The 24,621-nt window shown below is 61.7% G+C and carries 23 protein-coding genes; 11 read left to right on the top strand and 12 right to left on the bottom strand.

Annotated elements, in window-relative coordinates:
• Positions 1-72: 72 nt before the first annotated feature.
• Together rimK and J3A98_RS23225 are read right to left on the bottom strand one after the other, a co-directional pair.
• Complete coding sequence (gene rimK, locus J3A98_RS23230; protein ID WP_021782598.1) at positions 73-978, bottom strand: 30S ribosomal protein S6--L-glutamate ligase; 906 nt, start codon at positions 976-978, stop codon at positions 73-75.
• A complete protein-coding gene (locus J3A98_RS23225; protein ID WP_028697326.1) occupies positions 975-1,457 on the bottom strand; it encodes an ATP-dependent zinc protease in 483 nt (160 codons plus the stop codon). The genes rimK and J3A98_RS23225 overlap by 4 nt, the downstream gene beginning before the upstream one ends.
• A 109-nt stretch (positions 1,458-1,566) precedes the next feature.
• On the opposite strand from J3A98_RS23225, the gene J3A98_RS23220 reads away from it, so the two are divergent.
• Positions 1,567-1,968 (top strand): S4 domain-containing protein, encoded by a 402-nt coding sequence (locus J3A98_RS23220; protein WP_176685298.1) that lies wholly within the window; start codon positions 1,567-1,569, stop codon positions 1,966-1,968.
• A 27-nt stretch (positions 1,969-1,995) separates the two neighbouring features.
• Here the strand turns inward: J3A98_RS23220 and J3A98_RS23215 are convergent, their stop codons facing one another.
• Positions 1,996-2,790 carry a phosphatase PAP2 family protein gene (locus J3A98_RS23215; RefSeq protein ID WP_176685250.1) on the bottom strand — a complete coding sequence of 265 codons (795 nt, stop codon included), beginning with the start codon at positions 2,788-2,790 and terminating at the stop codon, positions 1,996-1,998.
• Between the two features lie 119 nt (positions 2,791-2,909).
• Between J3A98_RS23215 and hslO the strand changes: the two genes are divergently transcribed.
• The 4 genes from hslO to J3A98_RS23195 all read left to right on the top strand — a co-directional run bounded on the left by hslO (position 2,910) and on the right by J3A98_RS23195 (position 7,685).
• Positions 2,910-3,809, top strand: a complete 900-nt coding sequence (gene hslO, locus J3A98_RS23210) for an Hsp33 family molecular chaperone HslO (protein WP_103443305.1) — start codon at positions 2,910-2,912, stop codon at positions 3,807-3,809.
• Positions 3,810-3,988: 179 nt separating this feature from the next.
• Positions 3,989-5,530, top strand: coding sequence for a phosphoenolpyruvate carboxykinase (locus J3A98_RS23205; RefSeq protein ID WP_176685249.1), 1,542 nt, complete (start codon positions 3,989-3,991; stop codon positions 5,528-5,530).
• Positions 5,531-5,653: 123 nt separating this feature from the next.
• Positions 5,654-6,964, top strand: coding sequence for an IS4 family transposase (locus J3A98_RS23200; RefSeq protein WP_209964617.1), 1,311 nt, complete (start codon positions 5,654-5,656; stop codon positions 6,962-6,964).
• 280 nt (positions 6,965-7,244) lie between these two features.
• The gene (locus J3A98_RS23195; RefSeq protein WP_176683646.1) at positions 7,245-7,685 is read left to right on the top strand and encodes a thioesterase family protein; all 441 of its coding nucleotides are present in this window, start codon (positions 7,245-7,247) and stop codon (positions 7,683-7,685) included.
• Positions 7,686-7,737: 52 nt separating this feature from the next.
• Here the strand turns inward: J3A98_RS23195 and J3A98_RS23190 are convergent, their stop codons facing one another.
• From J3A98_RS23190 to fdhD, 3 genes are all read right to left on the bottom strand, one after another.
• A complete protein-coding gene (locus J3A98_RS23190) occupies positions 7,738-8,220 on the bottom strand; it encodes a glycine zipper domain-containing protein (protein WP_104960602.1) in 483 nt (160 codons plus the stop codon).
• Positions 8,221-8,416: 196 nt separating this feature from the next.
• On the bottom strand, positions 8,417-10,762 hold the full coding sequence (locus J3A98_RS23185; RefSeq protein WP_209968746.1) for an FdhF/YdeP family oxidoreductase: 2,346 nt from the start codon (positions 10,760-10,762) through the stop codon (positions 8,417-8,419).
• 5 nt (positions 10,763-10,767) lie between these two features.
• A complete protein-coding gene (gene fdhD / locus J3A98_RS23180) occupies positions 10,768-11,598 on the bottom strand; it encodes a formate dehydrogenase accessory sulfurtransferase FdhD (protein ID WP_176683644.1) in 831 nt (276 codons plus the stop codon).
• Between the two features lie 175 nt (positions 11,599-11,773).
• Here fdhD and lysM point away from each other — a divergent pair, with 175 nt between their 5' ends.
• Positions 11,774-12,214 carry a peptidoglycan-binding protein LysM gene (gene lysM, locus J3A98_RS23175; protein ID WP_209968743.1) on the top strand — a complete coding sequence of 147 codons (441 nt, stop codon included), beginning with the start codon at positions 11,774-11,776 and terminating at the stop codon, positions 12,212-12,214.
• A 50-nt stretch (positions 12,215-12,264) separates the two neighbouring features.
• Here lysM and yrfG read toward each other — a convergent pair whose 3' ends face one another.
• The gene (gene yrfG, locus J3A98_RS23170; RefSeq protein ID WP_176683642.1) at positions 12,265-12,927 is read right to left on the bottom strand and encodes a GMP/IMP nucleotidase; all 663 of its coding nucleotides are present in this window, start codon (positions 12,925-12,927) and stop codon (positions 12,265-12,267) included.
• A 64-nt stretch (positions 12,928-12,991) separates the two neighbouring features.
• Here yrfG and nudE point away from each other — a divergent pair, with 64 nt between their 5' ends.
• Positions 12,992-13,558 (top strand): ADP compounds hydrolase NudE, encoded by a 567-nt coding sequence (nudE, locus tag J3A98_RS23165; RefSeq protein WP_003255794.1) that lies wholly within the window; start codon positions 12,992-12,994, stop codon positions 13,556-13,558.
• Positions 13,555-14,373 carry a 3'(2'),5'-bisphosphate nucleotidase CysQ gene (cysQ, locus tag J3A98_RS23160; protein ID WP_209968740.1) on the top strand — a complete coding sequence of 273 codons (819 nt, stop codon included), beginning with the start codon at positions 13,555-13,557 and terminating at the stop codon, positions 14,371-14,373. The genes nudE and cysQ overlap by 4 nt, the downstream gene beginning before the upstream one ends.
• A gap of 160 nt (positions 14,374-14,533) precedes the next feature.
• Here the strand turns inward: cysQ and J3A98_RS23155 are convergent, their stop codons facing one another.
• The 4 genes from J3A98_RS23155 to rfbC are packed head-to-tail and all read right to left on the bottom strand — an operon-like array spanning position 14,534 to position 18,794.
• Entirely contained in the window at positions 14,534-14,989 is a 456-nt protein-coding gene (locus tag J3A98_RS23155) for a YiiD C-terminal domain-containing protein (RefSeq protein ID WP_176683640.1), read from the bottom strand.
• Entirely contained in the window at positions 14,989-16,395 is a 1,407-nt protein-coding gene (locus J3A98_RS23150) for a sigma-54 dependent transcriptional regulator (RefSeq protein WP_176683639.1), read from the bottom strand. The genes J3A98_RS23155 and J3A98_RS23150 overlap by 1 nt, the downstream gene beginning before the upstream one ends.
• Positions 16,392-18,206: an ATP-binding protein gene (locus tag J3A98_RS23145; RefSeq protein ID WP_209968737.1), complete on the bottom strand. Its 1,815-nt coding sequence runs from the start codon at positions 18,204-18,206 to the stop codon at positions 16,392-16,394. Before J3A98_RS23145 ends, J3A98_RS23150 begins: the two co-directional genes overlap by 4 nt.
• Before the next feature lie 42 nt (positions 18,207-18,248).
• Positions 18,249-18,794, bottom strand: a complete 546-nt coding sequence (gene rfbC / locus J3A98_RS23140; protein WP_176683637.1) for a dTDP-4-dehydrorhamnose 3,5-epimerase — start codon at positions 18,792-18,794, stop codon at positions 18,249-18,251.
• Positions 18,795-19,071: 277 nt separating this feature from the next.
• Here rfbC and aguA point away from each other — a divergent pair, with 277 nt between their 5' ends.
• The gene (gene aguA, locus J3A98_RS23135) at positions 19,072-20,178 is read left to right on the top strand and encodes an agmatine deiminase (protein ID WP_019438876.1); all 1,107 of its coding nucleotides are present in this window, start codon (positions 19,072-19,074) and stop codon (positions 20,176-20,178) included.
• A gap of 193 nt (positions 20,179-20,371) precedes the next feature.
• On the top strand, positions 20,372-20,569 hold the full coding sequence (locus J3A98_RS27030) for a hypothetical protein (protein ID WP_080671093.1): 198 nt from the start codon (positions 20,372-20,374) through the stop codon (positions 20,567-20,569).
• A 66-nt stretch (positions 20,570-20,635) separates the two neighbouring features.
• Here the strand turns inward: J3A98_RS27030 and J3A98_RS23130 are convergent, their stop codons facing one another.
• A complete protein-coding gene (locus J3A98_RS23130; RefSeq protein ID WP_176683636.1) occupies positions 20,636-22,705 on the bottom strand; it encodes a TonB-dependent siderophore receptor in 2,070 nt (689 codons plus the stop codon).
• 474 nt (positions 22,706-23,179) lie between these two features.
• Between J3A98_RS23130 and J3A98_RS23125 the strand changes: the two genes are divergently transcribed.
• Positions 23,180-24,499 (top strand): OprD family porin, encoded by a 1,320-nt coding sequence (locus tag J3A98_RS23125; protein ID WP_176683635.1) that lies wholly within the window; start codon positions 23,180-23,182, stop codon positions 24,497-24,499.
• Positions 24,500-24,621 lie beyond the last annotated feature (122 nt).

Raw genomic sequence — 24,621 nt, 5'->3', positions numbered from 1 at the left:
TGACTGAAGCCGCTACAGGGGTTGTGCAGTACCTGTGGGGCTTCAGCCGCGAAGAGGCCGGTACAGGCTGAATCAGCCTTTGCCCTTGGTCCGGGTCTGATTGGGCCCGCCATTCTTCTCCAGATGCTCGATGATCATCCCGGCCACGTTCTTGCCCGTGGTGACTTCAATGCCCTCCAGCCCCGGTGACGAGTTTACCTCCATCACCAACGGCCCGTGGTTGGAGCGCAGGATGTCCACGCCCGCCACGCTCAACCCCATCACCTTGGCCGCCCGAATTGCGGTAATGCGTTCTTCAGGGGTGATTTTTATCAGGCTGGCGACGCCACCTCGGTGCAGGTTGGAGCGGAACTCGCCCGGCTTGGCCTGACGCTTCATTGAGGCAATTACTTTATCGCCTACCACGAAGCATCGAATATCTGCACCACCGGCTTCCTTGATGTACTCCTGAACCATGATGTCCTGCTTGAGGCCCATGAATGCTTCGATCACCGACTCGGCCGCCTGGGGGGTTTCGCACAGCACCACGCCGATGCCCTGGGTGCCTTCCAGCACCTTGATCACCAGCGGGGCACCGTTGACCATCTGGATCAGGTCGGGGATGTCGTCCGGCGAGTGGGCGAAACCGGTGATCGGCAGGCCGATGCCGCGCCGCGACAACAGCTGCAACGAGCGCAGCTTGTCGCGCGAGCGGGCAATGGCGACCGACTCGTTGAGCGGGTATACGCCCATCATTTCGAACTGGCGCAGCACCGCGCAGCCATAGAACGTAACCGAAGCACCTATGCGCGGGATCACCGCATCGAAGCCTTCCAGCGGCTTGCCACGGTAGTGGATCTGCGGCTTGTGGCTGGCAATGTTCATGTAGGCCCGCAGGGTATCGATCACCACCATTTCGTGGCCACGCTGGGTACCGGCTTCGACCAGGCGGCGGGTGGAATACAGACGCGGATTGCGCGACAGCACAGCGATCTTCATGCAGCACCTGTGACAGGGGAAAGGGTGGCCGGGAAGGCCGGTTTGTCTTGTACGTATTTCAGGCCGGGGTTGACCACCAGTTGGCCGTGTATCAGAGCCTTGGAACCAAGCAACAGGCGGTAGCGCATGCTCTTGCGGCAGGCCAGGGTGAACTCCACCTCCCATACACCATCACCCAGCGCCAGTGACGTGCGGATGACATAGCGGGTCTGGGCGTGGCCGTTGGAGCTCTTGATGGTCTTCATGGTCACCAGCGGTGCCTCGCAGCGGCGGTGACGCAACTGCACCACCGAGCCCAGGTGCGCAGTGAAGCGAACCCAGGGCTGGCCGTCGCGCTCGAAAGGTTCCACCTCGGTGGCATGCAGGCTCGATGTGCTGGCACCGGTGTCGATCTTGGCGCGCAGCCCGGCCACGCCGAGGTCAGGCAGGGCGACCCACTCGCGCAGGCCGATCACAGTCAAATGGTCAAATGTCTTCACGAAGCGCACCCTGCGAATGAGGTGGTGAACTTTAAGCACGGCGGGGACTTTTTGCATCCGTATGTGAAGGTAGTACAGTTCGATGAAAGACAGAATCCGAGGTAACGGGATGGCACAAAAAGCCGAAGACGACGACAAGGTTCGCCTGGACAAATGGCTATGGGCGGCGCGCTTCTACAAGACCCGAGCGCTGGCCAAGGCGGCGATCGAGAGTGGCAAGGTGCATTGCCGGGGTGAGCGTTGCAAGCCGGGCAAGGAGCCGCGGGTGGGCGACGAGTTCGTACTGCGTACCGGGTTCGATGAGCGCACCGTGGTGGTGAAGGCGCTGTCGATGGTGCGTCGTGGTGCCCCGGAGGCGCAGGCGTTGTACGAGGAAACCGAAGAAAGTGTGCGTCGCCGTGAACAGGCCGCTGAGATGCGTAAGGCCGGGGCCATGGGCGTGACCACCGATGGCCGGCCGACCAAGAAGCAGCGGCGGCAGATCCACCAGCTGCATGGAAGTTACGATTGAATGGGGCTGCCGTGCAGCCCCAGGCATCTAACGGAACACCGCCATTCGCCCGACCAGCGGTAGCGTGGACAACAGCTTGAACAACGGCGCTGTCCAGCGCATCAACGCCTCGCTGCCTTTGGCCGCCAGCGGCGTGTAGTAGCTCCAGCCCAACGCCAGCACCGCCATCAGCAAGCCGCCGATGTAGTCGTCCTGCCCCCAGTGGGCACCGGCTACCAGGCGCGGAAGCATGAACAGCAGCGCCAACCCCCAGACAACCAGGTACTGCAAAAGGCCGCGGCTGAACACGCTCATGAACAGCGCCCAGACCAACAGCACCGAGGCGTGATCACCCGGGAAACTCTTGCTGGAACGGTCCTTCAGTTCCCAGGCAGCCTCCAGATTCGGGTAATAGTCACTCAGGTGCACGACGTCGTCGAAGATCATCGATGGGCTCTTGTGCTGCCACCCGGCTGCATCCACCCACTTGGAAAACAGCGCGCGAATCACCACTAAGAGGAGTAGCGTGACCAGAAAGCCGAAAAATGCCTGGCGAACCTGAGCGGCCTTGAACACCCAGTCACCGCGAATGAGCACAGCCAGCAGGATCAGACCGACGACGATATCGAACGGGCGCAGGCTGCCAAGTGCCCAGATATTACGCCAGGCAGTATTGTCTGCCAGTGGTGCGTTCAGGCTGCGGAACAGCCACTCGTCGAAAGTCAGGCACAGGATCTGGCCAATGGGCCATAACCAGAAACACAGTAGAGCGATGGGAAGCAGCGTACAGGCTGCCAGTGGCCCCCAGGACCACCTTGCTTGGAACAGTGGTCGATTGTCCATAAAATACCTCTATTGCAAACAGAAATCGGAGCGCCGTGTGAGCGCTCTGTCATGGGCTCTCGCAGGTTCGCGACAACCCTTGTAACCATTTTGTCATCATTTTCAGATAGCCAAAACCTATGAGCGAATTGCCTGATACCGATTTCACCCAACGTTTCATCTTCGACGAGCGCGATGTGCGCGGCGAGTGGGTGTCTCTCGATGACAGCTACGCCGCAGTGTTGGCGCGTCATGAGTACCCCCAGCCGGTCAAGGTGCTGCTCGGCGAGTTGATGGCCGCGACCGCCTTGCTGGTGGGTGCGATGAAGTTCGATGGCCTGCTGATTCTGCAGGCGCGTTCGGCTGGGCCGATTCCGCTGCTGATGGTGGAATGTTCCAGCGACCGCGAGATCCGCGGCATGGCCCGCTACGAAGCGGACCAGATTCCGGCGGGTGCCACCCTGTCGCAGCTGATGCCCGACGGCCACCTGACCCTGACCATCGACCCGGTCAAGGGCCAGCGCTACCAGGGGACCGTCGACCTCGATGGCGCCAACCTGTCGGAATGTTTCACCAACTACTTCGTCCAGTCGCAGCAGCTCAATACCCGTTTCTGGCTCAATGCCGAAGGCGGCAAGGCCCGTGGGCTATTGCTGCAGCAACTGCCGCGTGATCGCCAGCCGGATGATGAAGAGCGCGAAGACAGCTGGCAGCACGTAGTGGCCCTGGCCAAGACGCTCAAGCCGGAAGAGTGGACAGAGGGCAACGAAACCCTGCTGCACCGCCTGTACCACGAAGATGCCGTGCGCCTGTTCGATATTCAGCCACTGCGCTTCAATTGCAGCTGTTCGCGGGAACGCTCCGGCAATGCGTTGGTCAGTCTGGGCGAACACGACGCCAAGGCGCTGGTGGAAGAGTGTGGCGGGACGGTGGAGATCGATTGCCAGTTCTGCAACGAGCGCTACTTCTTCGATGCCAGCGATGTGGCGCAACTGTTTGCGGGTGGCGGTACTGACGTGGCCTCAGAAACTCGTCACTGAAACGTTAAAGCTCAGGATAATCTCCTGTCGAATTGCGCAAAAGCGCAGTTCTGACAGGAGGGGCCTACTTTTTTTGGGCGTTTCTGGCATAATCCGGCCACTTTTTTCGCTGTAGTAGTTTTTTCAAGACAACTACAAAACGTTTGGAGCACTCGGCCTCGGGCCGGATGGGGTATCTCATGACGCAAGCCAACAACACCGTGTACACCGACCTGAGCGTCGATGAGCTGGTAAAAGAAGCGCTGCAACGCGGTGAAGGCGTACTAGCCGATACTGGCGCACTGGTCGTGGAGACTGGTCACCGTACCGGCCGTTCGCCGGCTGACCGTTTCATCGTCGAAGAACCTTCCACCCAGGATGCCATTTCCTGGGGCCCGATCAACCGCAAGTTCCCGGCTGACAAGTTCGATGCCCTGTGGGCTCGCGTCGAGGCGTTCAACAACGCCCAGGATCACTTCGTTTCCTATGTTCACGTAGGGGCTGCAGCCGAGCACTACCTGCCGGTGAAGATGACCACCCAGACTGCCTGGCAGAACCTGTTCGGTCGTTGCCTGTTCATCAACCCGGAGCAGTTCAACCCGGCTGGCCGCGACCAGTGGCAGGTCCTCAACGTCGCCAACTTCGTGTGCGAACCTGAGCGTGACGGCACCAACTCCGACGGTTGCGTGATCATCAACTTCGCCCAGAAGAAAGTGCTGATCGCTGGCATGCGCTACGCCGGTGAAATGAAGAAAGCCATGTTCTCGGTGCAAAACTTCCTGCTGCCGGCTGTCGACGTACTGCCTATGCACTGCGCGGCCAACATCGGCGAAGAAGGCGATGTGACCCTGTTCTTCGGCCTGTCGGGCACTGGCAAGACCACCCTTTCGGCAGACGAAAGCCGTTACCTGATCGGTGACGACGAGCACGGTTGGGGCGAAGGCGTTGTCTTCAACATGGAAGGCGGCTGCTACGCCAAGTGCATCGACCTGTCCGAGAAGAACGAGCCGGTCATCTGGAAAGCCATCAAGCACGGCGCAGTACTGGAAAACGTCGTTCTCGACGCCAACAAGCACGCCGACTACACCGATGTCAGCCTGACCCAGAACAGCCGTGCGGCCTACCCGCTGGAGCACGTTGCCAAGCGTTCGGAAGCGAACCTGGGCGGCGAGCCTAATGCAGTGATCTTCCTCACCTGCGACCTGACCGGTGTTCTGCCTCCGGTTTCGATCCTGAACAACGAGCAGGCGGCCTACCACTTCCTGTCCGGCTACACTGCGCTGGTCGGTTCCACTGAAATGGGTTCGGGCGGCGGCATCAAGTCGACCTTCTCCACCTGCTTCGGCGCACCGTTCTTCCCGCGTCCGGCTGGCGAGTACGCCGAGCTGCTGATCAAGCGTATCAACGGTTTCAACTCCAAGGTCTACCTGGTCAACACCGGCTGGACCGGTGGTGGTTACGGCGTTGGCAAGCGCTTCAGCATCCCCACTACCCGTGCCGTGATCGCTGCAATCCAGAGCGGCGCACTGGTCGGTGCCGAAACCGAGCACCTGGACATCATCAACCTGGACGTGCCGAAGGCTGTTCCGGGCGTTGAAACCGAACTGCTCAACCCGCGCACCAACTGGGCTGACAAAGCGGCCTACGATGAGGCTGCCAAAGGTCTGGCCAAGCTGTTCATCGAAAACTTCAAGAAGTTCGAAGTTTCCGACGCCATCAAGGCCGCTGGCCCGCAGCTGTAAGCCGAGCTCAGCCGCAACGAGAAGCCGCCCCCAGGGGTAATGCCAGTCAGTTAAGACTGACGCATTGACCTTTAGCCCATAGGCCGCAAAATCCGATGCTTGGAAACGAGCATCGGATTTTTTATGCGCCTGTCAAAAGCCCTGTCCCTCACTCATGAAATGGCATCGCGGCCACATGCCCTCGAAGGGCTTGGAGCGTTGCTTGATCCAGACATTGTGAAACAGGCCTTCGAAACGGCAGGCGTCTCGACTATACGCAAGCGCCGGCTGCCGTTGGAAAGCCTGGTCTGGTGCATCATCGGCATGGCGTTGTTCCGCCGGATGTCGGTCTGGGATGTCGTGAATCACATGGACATCATGCTGCCGGGCAAGCGACCTCTGGTGGCGCCCAGCGCTGTTGTTCAGGGACGGCAACGACTGGGTAGCGAAGCTGTTCGCGAGGTGTTCTCGCTCACCCAGCAACGATGGCATGCAGAAGTTCAACACCCGCAATGGTTGGGGTTAACGCTTTTGGGCGTGGATGGCGTGGTCTGGAATACCCCCGACACCACAGAAAACCGGGCGTGCTACGGCGGCGCGACCAACCAGCATGGCGATGGCAGCTACCCTCAAGTCCGAATGGTCTGCCAGATGGAACTGACTAGCCATCTGCTGATAAGCAGTACTTTCGAGAGCTATCACAGTAGCGAAATGAAGCTGGCCGAACAGCTGAGTGCTACCACGCCTGATCACTCGCTGACCCTGTTCGATAAAGGTTTCTACTCGTTGGGTTTGCTGCATCACTGGCAATCACAAGGCGAGCAGCGTCATTGGCTTATTCCTTTGAAGAAGGGTACCCAGTACGAGGTCGAGCACAAGCTTGGGCGCAATGATGCCGTGGTCGTTCTGCGCACCTCGCCGCAAGCCCGTAAGCAATGGCCCGGCCTGCCGCTGGAGATTCGAGCGCGGCTGTTAAGCAAGACGATCAAAGGCAAGGTGGTGAATGTACTGACCTCAATGGTCGATCCGCTGCGTTTCCCAGGTGATGAGATCGTCGACCTTTACAGTCAGCGCTGGGAAATCGAACTGGGATACCGAGAGATCAAGCAAGGGCTTTTAGGCGGTGAATATACGCTGAGAAGCAAGACGCCGGAGATGATTGCACAAGAGCTATGGGGCGTACTGCTGGGCTACAACCTGTTGCGTTATCAGATGGTGCAGATGTCTCGACAGTGCCCCGGTGTGTACCCATGCGAGATGAGTTTTACTGCCTGTAGCTGGGCAATACTGGGCTTGCTGCATGGCACATCCTTGAACCACCCCGGGAATTTGCCGGGATTTTTGTCGGATCTGCAGGCTTCGGCGGCACAATATGTTTTGCCACATCGACGGCCTGACCGATGGTTTCCGCGAACGGTGAAGCAACGTCCAGCGAAGTACCCCACCCGAAAATGAAAAATGCCAGTCAGCTTAACTGACTGGCATTACCCCCAGGGGCGGCTTTTTTGTGGGTTTGGCCCGCGAAAGGGGCGGACCTGCTGGCCAATTTCCACCCGTGGTTCACCGTCGCAGCCGCCATCGTATTCGCGGGTAAACCCGCTCCTACACACTGATCGGTGGTGGGCGCAGGCCGTTGTAGGAGCGGGCTTGCCCGCGAAGGGGCCCGCATAGGCAGCGAAAGTCTGTTTTTTCTGTTTCACTGTCAGCATCCATTGCGAAGACAAGAGCCAGCCAGATGACCGAAGCCCCTCAGCGCACTGCCTTCTCTCACTTTCACCCGATCCTTACCCGCCCCCAGGACAACGACCTGAACGGCCACATCGCCGGTGCAACGGTGCACGGCTTCTTCGAAACCGCGATACAGGCGTTTCTCGTCGAGCAGGCGGAACTGGACCTGCGACACGGTGAACTGGCCGCCTTCGTGGTCAGTTCGGCTGCGGATTTCTATGCTCTGCCGGGCTTCCCGGATTTGCTGGAGGTGGGGTTGGGAGTGACGCGTCTGGCGGGCAGCACGGTAGAGTACCGGCTGGCGCTGTACCGTCCGGGCGAGCCGGACGCGTGCGCGGCAGGTACGGTGGTGCAGGTGTTCATCGAGCGCGCCAGTGGCCGGCCTGTAGCGTTGCCAGAGGCGCTGCAGGTGATCCTGTCCGGCCTTGTGCTGGAGCGACAGGCATAAAAAACCCCGCTGGCAGGGGCGGGGTTTTGTTGCCGGGGCAGGGCCCCAGGCGTTAGTCGCGCCAGTGGCGCTTGTGCTTGCGGTGGCCGTAGTGGCGGCCACGGTCCCAGTGACGACGGTCGTCGTCGTAACCGCGACGATAGCGGCGGCCATCGCGGTAATCGTCTTTGTCGGCCTCTTTGCCCAGGTAGTTACCCAGCGCACCACCGGCACCACCGCCGGCTGCCGCACCAATGTAGCTACCCGTGGTGCCGCCCACGGAGCGACCGACCACGTTACCACCTGCGGCGCCCAGCGCGCCGCCGATAGCGGCTTCACCACGCTGGCGTTTGTCTGCGCCCAGAGCGCCACCTGCCGCACCGCCCAGACCGGCACCAATGGCGCCGCCGGTGCTGCCACCGATGGAGTTGCCCACGACAGAGCCCAGTACCCCACCCAGTGCGCCGCCAATGCCGGCCTCGGTGGTGCCGCCTGCCATGGCAACGCCGCTGAGCAAGCTGAAAGACAACAACAGAATCGAGGAGTACTTCTTCATCAAGAGAGCCTCATAGGGATGACGAGGCGAATTTGAGGCTAGGAGGCGTGGCTGGCAATCGAAATCCGACGAGTAGCACGAGTTGTGCACAATTCTCTAAGTTACTGTATTTTCTGTGAAACTTTATCGTTTTTAGGCTGTCTGAGACTTTTATGACAAAGCCCTGAACCGCAACGGAGCAGGGCTTTTTTCATTTTTACAGGATGCGCCCGTCGTCCCGCGCGCGCTCCAGCTTGATGGCAATGAACTTCGATGTTGGCGTATGGCTATCAACGCCAATGCTCTCCAGCGGCACCAGCGGGTTCACCTCCGGGTAATACGCTGCCGCCTGCCCGGCAGGGATGTCGAAGGCCAGCAGGGTAAAGCCTTGCACCCGGCGCTCATGCCCATCCCCCCACAACGAAACGATGTCGACCTTCTGCCCCGGCTGGAAGCCCAGGCGGATGATGTCGGCTTCGTTGGCGAACAGCACCTCGCGCTGGCCGCGCACGCCGCGGTAGCGGTCGTCCAGGCCATAGATTGTGGTGTTGTACTGATCGTGCGAGCGCATCGACTGCATGATCAGGTCTGGCAACTGGCCGCTGGCGCGTACGCGTTCGTCAAGCAGCGTGTCGGGCAGCAGGTTGGCCTTGAAGTTGGCGCGGCCGGTGCTGGTCGCCCATTCGCGGCTGGCCGCGCTGTTGCCCAGATGGAAGCCCCCCGGATGACGCAGGCGCTGGTTGAAGCCGCTGAAACCGGCAATGGTATCGCCGATCAGGTCGCGGATACGGTCGTAGTCGGCCACCAGCCAGTGCCAGTCCACCGGTTGTTTGCCCAGCGTGGCGGCGGCGATGCCGGCGATCACCGCAGGCTCCGAGCGCATTTGCGTCGACAGCGGCTTGAGCTGGCCGTTGGAGGCGTGGACCATGCTGAACGAGTCTTCCACCGTGACTGCCTGTGGCCCGTCGGCCTGCAGGTCGATGTCGGTGCGGCCCAGGCACGGCAGGATCAGTGCCTGCTTGCCATGGACCAGGTGGCTACGGTTGAGCTTGGTGCTGATGTGCACGGTCAGCTCGCAGTTGCGCAGCGCCTGGGCGGTACGCTCGGTGTCGGGTGTGGCTTGGGCGAAGTTGCCGCCCAGGCCGATGAAAACCTTGGCCCGGCCATCGAGCATCGCGTGAATGGCTTCGACGGTGTTATGGCCATTGCGCCGTGGCACGGGGAAGCCAAAGCGCTTTTCGATGGCATCCAGCAGTGCCTCTGGCGGGCGCTCGTTGATGCCCATGGTGCGGTCACCCTGCACGTTGCTGTGGCCACGCACCGGGCACAGACCGGCACCGGGCGCGCCGATGTTGCCGCGCAGCATCTGCAGGTTGACGATTTCCTGAATGGTCGGCACCGAATGACGGTGTTGGGTGATGCCCATCGCCCAGCACATGATCACCCGCTTGCCCCGGCAGTACATGCGCGCGGCCAGTTCGATGTCGGCCAAGGTCAGTCCGGACTGTGCCTGGATGTGCGACCACGGCGTGGCGTCCACCACGGCCAGGTATTCATCGACGCCATGGCCATGTTCGGCGATGAAGGCGTGATCGAACACGGCCGATTCACCGTTGGCCTGGGCTTCGCGTTCCCATTGCAGGACGAACTTGGCCATGCCGCGCAACATCGCCATGTCCCCACCCAGGGCCGGGCGGAAGAAGGCGGTGTTGGTCGGACGGTCACTGTTGGTCAGCATTTCCAGTGGGTTCTGGGGGTGCTGGAAGCGCTCCAGACCACGCTCCTTGAGCGGGTTGATGCACACCACCTGGGCGCCACGTTTTACCGCATCGCGCAGTGGGTCGAGCATGCGCGGGTGGTTGGTGCCGGGGTTCTGGCCCCAGACAAAAATGGAGTCGGCGTGCTCGAAGTCGTCGAAGGTGACAGTGCCCTTGCCGACCCCGACGCTTTGCCCCAATGCCACGCCGCTGGCCTCATGGCACATGTTCGAGCAGTCAGGGAAGTTGTTGGTGCCGTAGGCGCGCACGAACAGTTGGTACAGGTATGCCGCTTCGTTGCTGGCACGTCCCGAGGTATAGAACTCGGCCTGGTCAGGGTTGGCCAGCTTGTTCAGCTCGCGGGCGATCAGGGCGAAGGCGGCATCCCAGCTGATCGGCAGGTAACGGTCGCTTGGTGCGTCGTAGACCATCGGTTCGGTCAGACGCCCTTGGTACTCCAGCCAATAGTCGCTTTGCTGCAGCAGCGAGGAGACACTGTAACGGGCGAAAAAGGCAGCATCGACACGGCGCTTGGTTGCTTCCCAGTTCACCGCCTTGGCGCCGTTCTCGCAGAACTTGACCATGCCGCTTTCCGGCGAATCGCCCCAGGCGCAGCCGGGGCAGTCGAAACCGCCGTTCTGGTTGGTCTTGAGCAGGGCGCGAATGTTCTTCAGCGCGTTATCGCTGCCGACCCAGGCCTTGGCCACGCTACGCAGCGCGCCCCAACCGCCGGCGGGGCCGTGGTAGGGCTTGTAGCGAGGGGGGGAGGCTGGGGCGTTGTCCGGAAGAGGTTGGTACGAGGTCACGACTGTTACGACTCCGCCGCTGGGCTGTAGACCCGCGGTGCGCTGTGCTTGGGCAAGTGGATAAGGTTGAGGTTGTGTTTGCGCGCCCATTGCAGGGCAAGGCCGGTGGGCGCTGACAGGCTGACCAGGGTCTGGATGCCGGCACGCAGTACCTTCTGGATCAGCTCCAGGCTGCAGCGGCTGGTGACAATCGCCAGGCCGCCCTGGCTGTCGATGCGCTGTCGCAGCAGGGCACCGATCAGTTTGTCGAGGGCGTTGTGCCGGCCGATGTCTTCGCGGCCGAGCAGCAGTTCGCCTTGGCGGTCCATGAACAGTGCTGCATGCACGGCGCCGCAATGCTGGCCCAGTGGCTGGAAGGCGTCGATGCGCTCGCGCAGGCCGACCAGCCACTGGGCCGGGGGCAGGGGCGCACCCGGCAACACGGCCAGGTCCGGCAGCGCCTGCTCCAAGGCTTCGACACCACACAGGCCGCAACCACTGGTGCCGGCCAGTTGGCGGCGCTGGTTTTTCAGGTTCCAGAACGCTCGGCTGGAAATTTCCAGGTCGGCGTACATTGCCGAACCGCCGCCGGAGAGCTTGAGGTCGTAGATTTCTGCGGTGCCTTCGACAATGCCGCTGCCGACGCTGAAACCGACGGCGAAGTCTTCCAGATCGGTAGGGCTGACCAGCATTACCGCCTGGTTGAGGCCGTTATAGACAATGGCCAGGGCCACTTCCTCGGCCAGCGGGGTGCTGTCGCGTTTGGCGTCGCTGAGCTGGACGTAATCGTAGGTGTTGCTGGCGGCGGGCATGGACAAGGGTGATGAGGCCGCGCAGACCGGAGGCTTGCTGTTCATCGGGGCGCTGAATACCGGCGGCTTTCTGATAGCACAAGCCTAGGCGTGCGGGCCGGCGGCGTCTAATCGCTAGGGTCTATGCCTTGATAGACCGCGTCGATTGGTCGCACCGGGCGGGAGTGGTAAAGCTGGCCTAGACTCCTGTGTCCGAGGTTTCGTCAACAAGGAGAGCGCAATGAGCCTGTTCAGTTTCGTGAAGGAAGCCGGCGAGAAGTTGATCGACCTGCTGACCCCTGGCAACGCCAATGCCGAAGAGCAGCTTAAGAAACACGTGGAAGCTGTCGGCTTGGGCAACCCGAACATTAGCGCCACTGTAGAAGGAGACAAGATCATCCTCAAGGGTGAAGTGGCCAGCCAGGAAGAGAAGGAGAAGATCATTCTGGCGGCGGGCAATATCAGTGGCGTGGCCAGTGTCGAGGATCAGATCACCGTGACCGGGCCGATAGTCCAGGCGGCAAGGTTCGTCACTGTGAAATCGGGCGACACACTTTCAGCCATTGCCATGGTCGTGTATGGCAATGCCAATCAGTACAACAAGATTTTCGAGGCCAACAAGCCGATGCTCAAGCACCCGGACAAGATCTATCCGGGGCAGGTGCTGCGTATTCCTGACTGATCGCTAAAGTCTGTACCGGCCTCTTCGCGGGCATGCTCGCGAATGGGGCCTCACAGGCCTTCCAGTAACGCCCGGTAATCCACGACCGCTGCAAATTCTTCGGTATCTCGTGGTTGTGCCTGGCTATCGGGCTGGCGCACCGCCAACAGATGCCCCACACCAAACCGCCGTGCACTGCGCAGAATCGCCAGCGTGTCGTCGATGAACAGGCTGCGCTCCGGCTCGAAGCCGATATCCGCCTGCAAGGCATCCCAGAACTGCGGGCTTTCCTTCGGGTAACCATAGTCGTGCGAGCTGATCAGCCGCTCGAAGTACGGTGCCAGCTCCACCCGTTCCAGCTTCAGCGACAGCGAGTCTCGGTGGGCATTGGTGATCATCACGACACGCTTGCCGGCCTGGCGAATCGCCGCCAGGAAGGTATCGGCATCCGGGCGCAGGGCAATCAGGTCGGCAATTTCCCGTTTCAGCTCGCGAATAGGCAGGCGAAGCTCGCGGCTCCAGAAGTCCAGGCAGTACCAGTTCAATGTGCCGGCATTGCGTTCGAACAGCGGTTGCAGCTCCATTTCCGCCATGGCCCGGCTTACACCGTGCAGTTCGGCATAGCGCTGAGGCAGGTGCTCCAGCCAGAAGCGGTTATCGTAATGCAGGTCGAGCAGAGTGCCATCCATGTCCAGCAGGACGGTATCGATGGCAGACCAGGGAAGAACAGGCATGGGAAACTCTCGATCAGTCGGCAAGCCACGGTATAGTAACCCGTTCACGCCAAGGAGCCGCCCCATGCGCCAGAAACCCACCGTACTCAGCCGCGAGATTGTCGCCAGCAGCCGCCTGTTCCGCGTCGAAGCCGTACAGTTGCGCTTCAGCAATGGCGCCGAGCGCACCTATGAACGCCTGGTGGGCCGGGGTAACGGCTACGGCGCGGTGATGATCGTGGCCATGCTCGATGCCGAGCACGCCGTGCTGGTGGAGGAATACTGCGGCGGCACCGATGAATACGAGCTTTCGTTGCCCAAGGGCCTGATCGAACCGGGCGAAGACGTGCTGGCGGCAGCCGACCGGGAGCTCAAGGAAGAAGCCGGTTTTGGCGCACGCCAGCTGGAGCACCTGACGGAACTGTCGCTTTCGCCGGGCTACATGAGCCAGAAGATTCAGGTGGTGCTGGCCAGCGACCTGTATGAAGAGCGTCTGGAAGGCGATGAGCCCGAGCCGATGCGGGTCGACAAGGTCAACCTGCGTGAGTTGTCAGCCTTGGCCATGCATCCGCAGTTCACCGAGGGCCGCGCCCTGGCGGCGCTGTACCTGGCCCGTGACCTGCTGATTCAGCGGGGGCTGCTGGAGCTATGAACGACCTGCAACTGATGCACGAAGTGGTCAAGCTGGCGCTGACGGCGGGCGAGGCAATCCTGCCATTCTGGCGCGCCGATATCGCGGTAACCAGCAAGGCCGACGATTCGCCGGTTACCGCCGCCGACCTGGCCGCGCACCGGGTAATTGCCGATGGCCTGGTGGCGCTGGCACCGCACATTCCGGTGCTGTCCGAAGAGGACTGCAATATTCCACTGGCCGAGCGCCAAAGCTGGAGCCGCTGGTGGCTGGTCGACCCGCTGGATGGCACCAAGGAGTTCATTGCTGGCAGTGAAGAATTCACGGTCAACATCGCCCTGGTCGAGAACGGCGACGTGGTGTTTGGTGTGGTGTCGATGCCGACCAATGGACGCTGCTACTTCGGTGGGCGCGGCATGGGGGCCTGGCGTGCAGATGCCGGCGAGGCAGCCCAACCGATCCAGGTTCGCAACGCCCCCCCGGAGGGCGAGCGTTTTACCGTGGTTGCCAGCCGTCGGCACTCCAGCGCGGAACAGGAAGCCCTGTTGTCCGGGCTTGGGGCTGCGGTGGGAGAGCTGGAGCTGGCCAATATCGGCAGCTCGTTGAAGTTCTGCCTGTTGGCCGAGGGCAGCGCCGATTGTTATCCGCGCCTGGCGCCGACTTCGCAGTGGGATACTGCAGCGGCGCAAGGCGTGGTGGAAGGGGCCTGCGGCGAGGTGATCGGGCTGGATGGCTTGCCATTCCGGTATCCGCCGCGCGAGTCGTTGCTTAACCCGTACTTCCTGGCATTGCCCGCCAATGCTGCATGGCGCCAGTCCTTCCTGAACCTGATTTGACGGACTCTCACCCTACCCTGTGGGAGCGGGCGAGCCCGCGAAGCAGGTACCGCGGTGCGGGGCACCGGCTTCGCCGGTGTTCGCGGGCCTGCCCGCTCCCACAGGTTTTACGCCAGCCTTTGGGTTTTGTGCAGCGCAGTTGCTTTCAGCGGCTGCTGGGCTAGCGGTGCAGGACGTACTGGCCGCTGAACCTCACCGCCGGCTCGTCACTGCCGTCATTGCTCACCGTGGTCTCCAACGTCAACCGCGCCCGCCCACGACGCTGGTACATGGCCAGGAATCGCTCCCAAGTCTTTTCGTCGGGCGCTGCACAACGCGCCACCGCCGCACCGGTAACCGGCAACGGGTAGCTGATCTGCCCTTCCTGAATGACGATATGCCCGTCATCGATCCCCCGTTCACGCAGGCGCAGGTGCAGCCAGCCCCAACCCACCAGCACTGCTGCGCAGTACAGGCTGCCGCCGAACATGGTGCTTTTGTGGTTGACGTTGGCCGCCAGCGGCAGTTGCAGGCGCAGGGTGTGCTGCTGCCAATCGATCACTTCCAGGCCCATCTGGCGGGTCAGGGGGATGTCGCTGTGCAGTACGGACTGCAGGTACTGGCTATCGGTGCTCATTAACGGTTGTCCTCTTGATCGTCATGCCCGCCGCTGCCGCCGTCGAAGTTCAAGCCGTGCTTGCGCAGCTTGTCATGCAGGGTTTTGCGGGGGATACCCAGTGCTTCGGCCAGGCTCCGCATGGAGCCATGTGGCTGGGCCAGTTCAGCAGCGATCAGCGAGCGTTCGAACTGCTCGACCTGCTCGCTGAGGTTGCCGCTCAGCATGGGTGCTGCCGGTGCTGCTGCCGAGGGGGCCTGGCTATCCAGTGCCAGTTCCAGGCCAAGGGCGAAACGCTCGGCGGCGTTCTGTAGCTCGCGGACATTACCTGGCCAGTCATGACGCAGCAGCAGGGCGCGTTGCGCTGGCTGCAGCGCATGCGGCGACAGACCATGGCGCTGGCTGGCAGCATCGGCGAAATGCTGGAACAGCACCAGTATGTCGTCCCCGCGTTCGCGCAGTGGCGGAATACGCAGCGGCGCGACGTTCAGGCGGTAATACAGGTCCGCGCGGAATCGCCCTTGGTCGGCAGACTGACGCAGGTCTTCCTTGGTGGCGGCAATGATGCGGATATCGAGCGGGATCAACTGGTTGCCACCCAGTCGTTCGACCACCCGCTCCTGCAGCATGCGCAGCAGCTTCACCTGCACATCCAGGCTCATGCTCTCGATTTCGTCGAGGAACAGCGTGCCGCCGTTGGCAAATTCGAACTTGCCGATACGGCGCTTCTGCGCGCCGGTGAACGCCCCGGGCTCGTGGCCGAACAGTTCGCTTTCGACCACCGATTCGGCCAGCGCGCCGGCGTTGATCGCCACGAATGGCCCTTCGCTGCGGCTGGACAGGTCGTGCAGGGCGCGAGCCACCACCTCTTTGCCAGCGCCGGTCTCGCCCAGAATCAACACATCGGCGCGGGTGCCGGCCAAGGCGCCGATCTGCTCGCGAAGGCGCAGCATGGCCGGTGAATGGCCGACCAGACGGGTTGCCAGTTGCTGGCGGTCGCTCAGTGCCAGACGCAGGCTACGGTTGTCCAGCACCAGCCGGCGCAAGGCCAGGGCACGGCGTACGCTGTCGAGCAGGGCGTCTGTGGCAAAGGGTTTCTCCAGGAAGTCATAAGCCCCGGCGCGCATCGCCTGCACCGCCAGCGGCACATCGCCATGGCCGGTAATCAGCAGCACCGGCAGCTCGCTGTCACGGCCGTGCAGTTGTTCCAGCAACTGCAGGCCATCGATGCCCGGCATGCGGATGTCGCTGACCACCACGCCGGGCCAGTCGGCCTCGATACGCTCGGCCAGGCCTTGAGCTTCGGCCAGGGCGACTACCTTGAGCCCAGCCAGGTCCAGGGTCTGGCTCAAGGCTTGGCGCAGGTGGGGGTCATCGTCCACCAGGATGACCTGGGCTCGGCTGTCGATCAGTGTCTCGGTGGTCATGCCGAGGGGTCCTCCGAATTGGGCAAAGTAGCGCCAGACGCGGCCACACGCAGCTGGAGGGTCAGCATTGCGCCACCTTCCGGGTGGTTGGCCAGTAGCAGTTCACCGCCCAGGGCGCGCATCAGGCTTTCACAGATGGCCAGGCCCAGGCCCAGGCCCTGGGTACGGGTCTTGGTTGTGAAGAACGGCTCCTTGGCGTGCTCCAGGGCCTGGCGGCTGAAACCGGGGCCGTTGTCACGGATGTACAGGTAGACGCAGTCATCACGCTGCTCGGCACTTAGCCACAGGCGACGCGGGTTGGCTTTTTCGGTCAGGGCGTCGAGGGCATTGGCCAGCAGGTTGCCTAGCACCTGGCGCAGGCGGGTCTCGCCGGCCTGTACCCACAAGGTGGCTTCCGGCAGGTCGCGGATCAGCTCTACGGCCATCGCCCGGCGGCGCTTGGCCAGCAGCGCCAGGGCATCGTCCAGGGCCGGCTGCAGGGCCACGCTCTCCGGGGCATGGCGGTCACGACGGGCGAAGGCGCGCAGGTGGGCAATGATCGAGGCCATGCGCCCGGTCAGCTCGCCGATCAGCTTGAGGTTGCCGCGGGCGTCTTCGGTACGTTGGTGGTCGAGCAGGATTTCGGCGTTTTCCGCGTAGCTGCGGATGGCGGCCAGGGGCTGGTTCAACTCATGGCTGATACTGGCCGACATGGTGCCGAGAACCGACAGCTTGCCGGCCTGCACCAGTTCGTCCTGCGCGCGCACGGCCTCCTGCTGAGCGTTTTCGCGCTCCAGCACGGCATTTTTCAGGCGGGTGTTCAGGCCTTCAAGGTCGGCGGTACGTTCGGCCACGCGCTTTTCCAGTTCCTGGCGGCCACGGGCTTCGAAGTCGATGCGGTCGATGTAATGGCGTCGCCGTTGCATCACCAGGCCGGCCAACAACATCAGTACAAGCAGCGTACCGGCACCGATGGCCATGACCGTCTGCACCGAGCGATCAACCAGCGTGCGCGGGGCGAGGATGCTGACTTGCCAGCCGGTTTCCTTGATGTCGCGGGTCTGGGTGATCCAGGCCTGCGGGTTGAGAACCATCGGCTGTGGGGCCTGGGTCGGATAGGGCTGGATGGCGATGATGGCCTGGCGCTCGGCGTCGGTCAGCGTGCGGGTAGCACGGAAGCGCCAGTCGGGCCGCGAAGTCAGGATGACCACGCCATTGTGATCGGTCAGCAACAGCTGCTCGGGCGTACGGCCCCACAGGGTTTCGGTGTGGTCGAGATCGACTTTGACCACCAGCACGCCGACGATCCGCTCGCGATCCCGCACGGCCGCGGCAAAGAAGTAGCCACGTTTGGCCGAGGTGGTGCCCTGGCCGAAGAAGCGGCCCAGGTGGCCGGCCATGGCTTCGTTGAAGTAGGGGCGGAAGGCGAAGTTTCTGCCGACGAAGGTGTCGTGCTTATCCCAGTTCGAGGCGGCCAAGGTGTTGCCGCTGATGTCCATCAGGTACATCACCTCGGCACCGGTTTGTTGCACGATGTCCTTGAGCAGGCGGTTGGCGTTGGTCACCGCTTCCAGGCGGAAAGGATCGGCCAGTACATCACGCAGCGCCGGCAGGTCGCCGAGAATTTGCGGCAAGGTCTCGTAGCGGTGCAGGGTACCGAGCAAGTTGGCGACATACAGGTCGAGGGTCTGGCGGTTCTGCGAGGCCAGCTTTTCCTGGTAATAGCGCTCGGCCAAGTGATGCAGGGGCCACAACAATGGGGCCAGGCTCAGCGCCAGCAGGGCCAGGCTGCGCCAGCGGGGACGGCGTGGGGGCGTGGGTTTTGCAATCATCACGTAAATGCGCCAGAAAAGTCTGACGCAATTATGCGCTAGTTAAGGCAGCAGTTCTGCCTCTGCCAATGGCAGGCCTACCTTGTCCTTGTCCGATAACAGCGGTGGCTGCTGCAGCCCCCAGTCGATGTCCAGTTGCGGGTCGTCCCAGCGGATGCAGCGGTCGGCGTCAGGGTTGTAGTAGTCGGTGGTCTTGTAGAGGAACTCGGCCGATTCACTCATCACTGCAAAACCGTGGGCGAAGCCAGGTGGAATCCACAGCTGGCGATGGTTGTCGGCCGACAGGTGCACCGCGACCCATTTGCCGAATGTTGGCGAGCTTTTGCGCACGTCCACGGCGATATCGCGGATTTCCCCGTGTACCACGCGCACCAGTTTGCCCTGGGTGTTTGCCACCTGGTAGTGCAGCCCGCGGAGCACGCCCTTGATGGAACGCGAGTGGTTGTCCTGGACGAACTCCACGTTCACGCCGGTTTGCTGTGAGAACTCACGGGCGTTGAATGCCTCGAAGAAAAAACCACGGCTGTCAGCGAACACCTTTGGCTCGATGATCAGTACTTCAGGGATTGCTGTAGGGGTGATGTTCATAGCGGCTCGCTGGCCCGTCGCTCAAGTATTGACCCTAGTCGGCCTTGCCGGAAATTTCCGCGCGTAGCTGTAACAGGATGCATAAGGTGTGGCTATGGTAGACAGCAGGCCGCTCCTTTCACCAGACCAGCGCTGACGTGTGTCGATTGTTATCGATTTAAATTCGCTGAATGGCGCGGAATTCTTCGATTTTCAGGCTTCAAATATCGATATATATCGGTTATAAATTGAAAAACGCCCCAGCTCACCCGGCTCAGGGCCATCACAGAGGTCACCCATGAAAACCCTCAACTCCACGCCCCGTGCCGATGGTTTCCACATGCCCGCCGAGTGGGCTCCACAAACTCAGGTATGGATGGTCTGGCCGGAGCGCCCGGACAACTGGCGCCTGGGCGGCAAGCCGGCGCAGGCTGCCCACGTAACCCTGGCCAAGGCCATTGCCCGTTTCGAACCTGTGACCGTCGCGGCCTCCGCTGGCCAGTACGAGAACGCTCGGCGCCAACTCGACCAGCCGAACATTCGCGTGGTTGAAATCAGCAATGACGATGCCTGGGTGCGTGACACCGGCCCTACCTTCGTCATCAACGACCATGGCGAAGTGCGCGGTGTAGATTGGGGCTTCAACGCCTGGGGCGGCTTCGATGGCGGCCTGTACGCACCCTGGAACCGCGACGAGGAACTGGCCGCCAAGGTGCTGGAAATGGAGCGCTGCCAGCGCTACCAGACCGAAGGTTTTGTGCTGGAAGGTGGTTCGATCCACGTAGACGGCGAAGGCACCGTGATCACCACTGAGGAATGCCTGCTCAACCGCAACCGCAACCCTCACCTGAGCCGCGAGCAGATCGAAGCGGTGCTGCGCGACCACTTGGCAGTCGACACCGTGGTGTGGCTGCCCGACGGCTTGTACAACGACGAAACCGACGGCCACGTCGACAACTTCTGCTGTTACGTGCGCCCGGGCGAAGTGTTACTGGCCTGGACCGATGATTCCAACGACCCCAATTACGCGCGCTGCCACGCAGCCATGGACGTGTTGAAGAACACCCGCGACGCCAAGGGCCGCGAGTTCATCGTGCACAAGATGCCGATCCCGGGCCCGCTGTTCGCCACTGCCGAAGAGTGCGCCGGTGTCGACCAGGTCGCCGGCAGCCAGGAGCGTGACCCGTCGGTGCGCCTGGCGGGTTCGTATGTGAACTTCCTGATCGTCAACGGTGGCATCATTGCCCCAAGCTTCGACGACCCGGCAGATGCTGAAGCCAGAGCGATCCTGGCAAGGATCTTCCCCGACCATGAGGTGGTGATGATCCCGGGCCGCGAGCTGCTCTTGGGTGGCGGCAACATTCACTGCCTGACCCAACAGCAGCCAGCGCCGGTCAAGCGCTGAGCGCATAATGGATAAAGAGGCCCGTCACATGACGGGCCTCTTTTTTGCGCGAGCGACGCCCGGAGGCCGAGCTGGCATACGTTTTGTATTGTTTTTCAAACAGATAGCGAGATGGCATGGCCAGGCCGCGCCTCTGATCTGTAACAATACCAACGTAAATTAGCCGCTCACGGGCCAGGGAGTACGTGTGGACATGAACGCAGCAAGTGAGTCGGCTTTGCGCCCATCGGCAGTTGATCGCCAATCGCTCAGGCTTGTGGCGAAGTGGTTGAAACACCATGGAAGCATCAGGGTCAGGACGACCGACCCACGACGTCTGCTTGCCGGGCGATACCCCCAAGGGTTGATCAGTGAAGCAGAGATGCAGGCGCTGATGGCGGTGTGGCACTGATCGATTGCACCTGTACCTGCCTCTCCGCGGGCTTGCCCGCTAAGAGGCAGGTACAGTCAACAAAGATCAGAAGCTGTAGCTACCCGTCACTACAAGGCTACGCGGATCGCCCACCTGGATCTGCGCCGCACTGGTCGCCGAGCTGTAATAGGTCTTGTCGGCAATGTTGCTCAACGCCGCCCGCACATCCCAGTCATGCGTACGGTAGCCCGCCAGCGCATCCCAGCGGCCGTACCCCGGCAACAACGTGGTGTTCTGGTTGTCCGCATAACGCTCGCCCACCAGTGTCAGCCCGGTTTCGGCGTACCAGCCCAGTTCTGGCTTCCAGGTCACGAACAGGCTGCCATTGCGCTTGGCCACGTCATTGATGCGGTTGCCTTCCTGGCCGTTCTTGTCCTTGACGATGGTCGCATCCTGCAGGCCAATGCCGCCGCGTACATACCAGTTGCCGACGATGTTGCCGGTGGCAGTCAGCTCGATGCCGCGTGAACGCTGCATGCCGCTGAGCAAGATGATGTTCGGGTCGTTCGGGTCGCGGGTGCGGCGGTTGTAAAGTTCCAGCTCGTAGATAGCCAGGGTGGTGGTCAGGCGCTGGTCCAACCAGTCGCTCTTTACGCCTATTTCTTTCTGCCGGGTCTCTTCCGGGTCGGTTTTATTGGTGTTGCCCTGTGCCCCTGGGGTGATGCCGATCAAGCCGCCACCCACCGGTGAGAAAGTTTTGCTCCACGAGGCGTAGAACGAATGGTCGCGCCATGGCGTGTAGACCACGCCCAGGCGTGGGCTGGTGCTGTTGCTGTCCTGCGGTTCGCGCAAGCCATCCTTGTTGGTGGTTTCCACTTCGAACTGGTCAAAGCGCACGCCGGCGAGAACCTGCCACTGATCGTTCAGGCGAATCTGGTCCTGCAGATAAACCCCGCGGCTGTCGACCACGGTGTGGTTGTTGCTCGATACCGCCAACGCACCATTGTGCGGCTGGCTGGGTTTGCCCAGGCCTGGCAGGTCCTGTCTGCCAGCGCTGTACAGCAACGGGTCGCGCCGCTGGTTGCCGAACTCCAGGCCCAGCAGCAGCTTGTGTTCAAGGCCCAAGGTGTCGAAGTCGCCCTCGGCCTCCAGGTTGTTGAACAGGTTGCGGGTGTTCAGGTCCTGCTGCCAGCGTTGGCGGGTCAAGGTATTGGTGCCGGCGTCGTAGCCCGTGACATAGGTGTTGTCGAACTCGCTGTCGAGTTTGAACAGGCCCAGGGTGTGGCGCAGTTGCCAGGTTTCGTTCAACTGGTAGTTCAGCCGCGAACGCAGCGACTGGGCGCGATCATCGATGTAGTCGCGCTGGTCGCCGTAGGTGGTGCCGCGGCTGACGTCGGCGGGGCGACCATTGACCCCAGGAATGCCACGGTCGGGCGTGCGGTTGTAGCGGCTGTATTCATACTGCACCAGCCAGTTCAGGTCGGGGGTGATCTGCCAGCTGATCGACGGGGCGAACAGTTGGCGGCTGCCGTCGATACCATCGCGGAAGCTGTTGTTGTCCTGGTTGCCCATGTTCAGGCGCAGGCTGACCGTGTCGCTGGGGTCGGCGCTGAGGTCGGCATACAGGCTGCGCAGGTCTTCGCTGCCGGCCTGTGCTTCGATGGTCGAGCGGCGACCCGGCTCCGCTGCCTTGCTGACCCTGTTGACGATGCCGCCCTGGCTACCACGGCCATACAGCACCGCTGCCGGCCCCTTCAACACCTCGACCCGCTCGATGTTGTGCAAGTCGCGGATGTACTGGCTGTCGTCGCGGATACCGTCCAGGTAGAAGTCGTTGCTGGCCTCGAAGCCGCGGATGCGTACGCTGTCAAAACGGGTGTCGGCGCTGCTGCTGACGTTTGGGATGCCCTCCAGTGCCTTGCCCAGTGTGTTGCTGCCGTAGTCCAGCACATTGGCGGTTTTCACCGTATCGATGGCCTGCGGCACATAACGCACAGGCGTCGAAGTGCGGGTTGCGGTGCTCACCTCCTTGACCCGCGGGTTGTCCTTCTCGCGCTCGCTGTCGGCGGTAACCGACGACTCCGGCAGCGTGGTGGTGGCGGCACTGGCCAGGCTGGCGCTGAAAAGCAGCGACAGGCCGAGCGTCAGGGGTGAAAGGCGGCAGGGTACAAGCATGGGCACATTCAGACCGGGCAGTTGAAAATAAGGTGCGAATGGTAATGCTTGCTATTTGCTCTTGCTTGGGTATTTGTAAAGGGTTGTCTTTACATATGTATCTGTTTGTAACGGCCTCTGCGGCCACGCTTTGCCTGCTCACAGGAAATTGTCCGTTTGATCAAAAGGCAATTTCCTACACAAGATAAATTGCCCGCTGATAGCGCAAACCTGCATGAAAATGCACCGGATACGCCGAATTTCTTGGTTATATCAACCTGCATTTCACGACTTTTTGACATTTGTAATCTCGCGCGGCTAGGATTCGGCCAACGCCTGCTGGCCATGGTATTGGCCAGGCTGCTGCCAAGGGCCGCCGTGAACTTACCGGTTGGCCCGCCCGGCTGGATCCGCATAGCGTCGAACCTACGAAGGGGCGTTGGTTCCCGGCGTCATATTGCAGCGCGTTTTTGATTAAGAAATAAGGAAAACAACATGTTGAAAACCAGGATCAGCCTGGTCGCCCTGGCGATGATCGCCGCGACCCAGGCTCAGGCCAATGACCAGGCTGACAGCAAGGGTTTCATCGAGGACAGCCACGCCAACGTCCTTCTGCGCAACGCCTACATCAACCGTGACAAGAAGCATGGCACCGACGACCAGATCGAATGGGGCCAGGCGTTCATCGCCAACTTCTCCTCCGGCTTCACCCAGGGCACCGTTGGCGTCGGTGTCGACGCATTCGGCCTGTACGCCGTGCGCCTGGATGGTGGCAAAGGCCACAACGGTGGTGGCGGCGTCGACTTCTTCAAACCGCACGAAACCACCAATGCCGAAGGCAACGCCAGCTCGCCGCACAACCTGGCCCGTGGTGGTGCTGCAGTGAAATTCCGCATTTCCAACACCGTGCTGAAGTACGGTGACCAGATGCCAGCACTGCCAGTGCTGCAGTACGACGATGCACGTCTGTTGCCAGAAAGCTTCACCGGCACCCTGATCACCTCCAAAGAGATCCAGGGCCTGGAACTGAACGCTGGCCGCTTCACCCAGGAAGCGCGCAAGAGCGCCGAGCGCCGTGATGGTGGCGGTCTGAAGTCGATCAACGTCTTCGGTGCCAGCTACAAGTTCACCGACAACTTCACCGCTTCGCTGTACACCGCCGACAACGAAGACGTGATGAAGAAGCACTACCTGGGCTTGAACTACGTCTTCCCGATCGCCAGCGACCAGTCCCTGACCCTGGATTTCAACGGCTACAAGTCGGATATCAACAACAAGTACGTAAAAGCCGCAGGCTTGAACGGCGACTCCAACACCATCTGGAGCCTTGCAGCCACCTATGCGTACGGTGCGCACTCGTTCACCCTCGCTCACCAGCGCAGCACCGGCAGCACTGGCTACAACTACGGCTTCTACCAGAACGCCGGTGGCGTGGGTGACGGTGGTTCCACCATCTACCTGGCCAACTCGTACTGGTCCGACTTCAACGCCGAAGACGAGCGCTCCTGGCAGCTGGGCTACGGCCTGGACTTCGGTGCCTACGGCATTCCGGGCCTGACCTACAAGCTGGCCTACGTGGTGGGTGACAACATCAACACCCGCAACGTCGCCAACCCGCAAGGCTTCGGCGAAGGTAAAGAGCGCGAGATCTTCAACCAGATCCGTTACGTGGTGCAGGACGGCCCGGCCAAGGACCTGTCGATCAAACTGCGTAGCTCGTTCTTGCGTACCAACAACGCCGTGCAGCAGAACGGTTACAACGACGACGGCAACGAAGTCCGCGTATTCGTCGAGTACCCGATCAGCATCTTCTGATCCGCAGTTCTTTGCATGAAAGCTGGGGCCGCGCTGCGGCCCTTCGCGGGCTTGCCCGCTCCCACAGGTAAAGCGCCGCCTTCGATGGCGCAGCAAATTGTGGGAGCGGGCACGCCCGCGAA

Origin of the sequence: Pseudomonas sp. BP6 (genome assembly GCF_017875935.1) — a bacterium.
In the GTDB taxonomy this organism is placed as follows: domain Bacteria; phylum Pseudomonadota; class Gammaproteobacteria; order Pseudomonadales; family Pseudomonadaceae; genus Aquipseudomonas; species Aquipseudomonas putida_Y.
The sequence above is the reverse complement of the archived record's forward strand: the minus strand, read 5'-3'. Positions and strand labels throughout refer to the sequence as shown.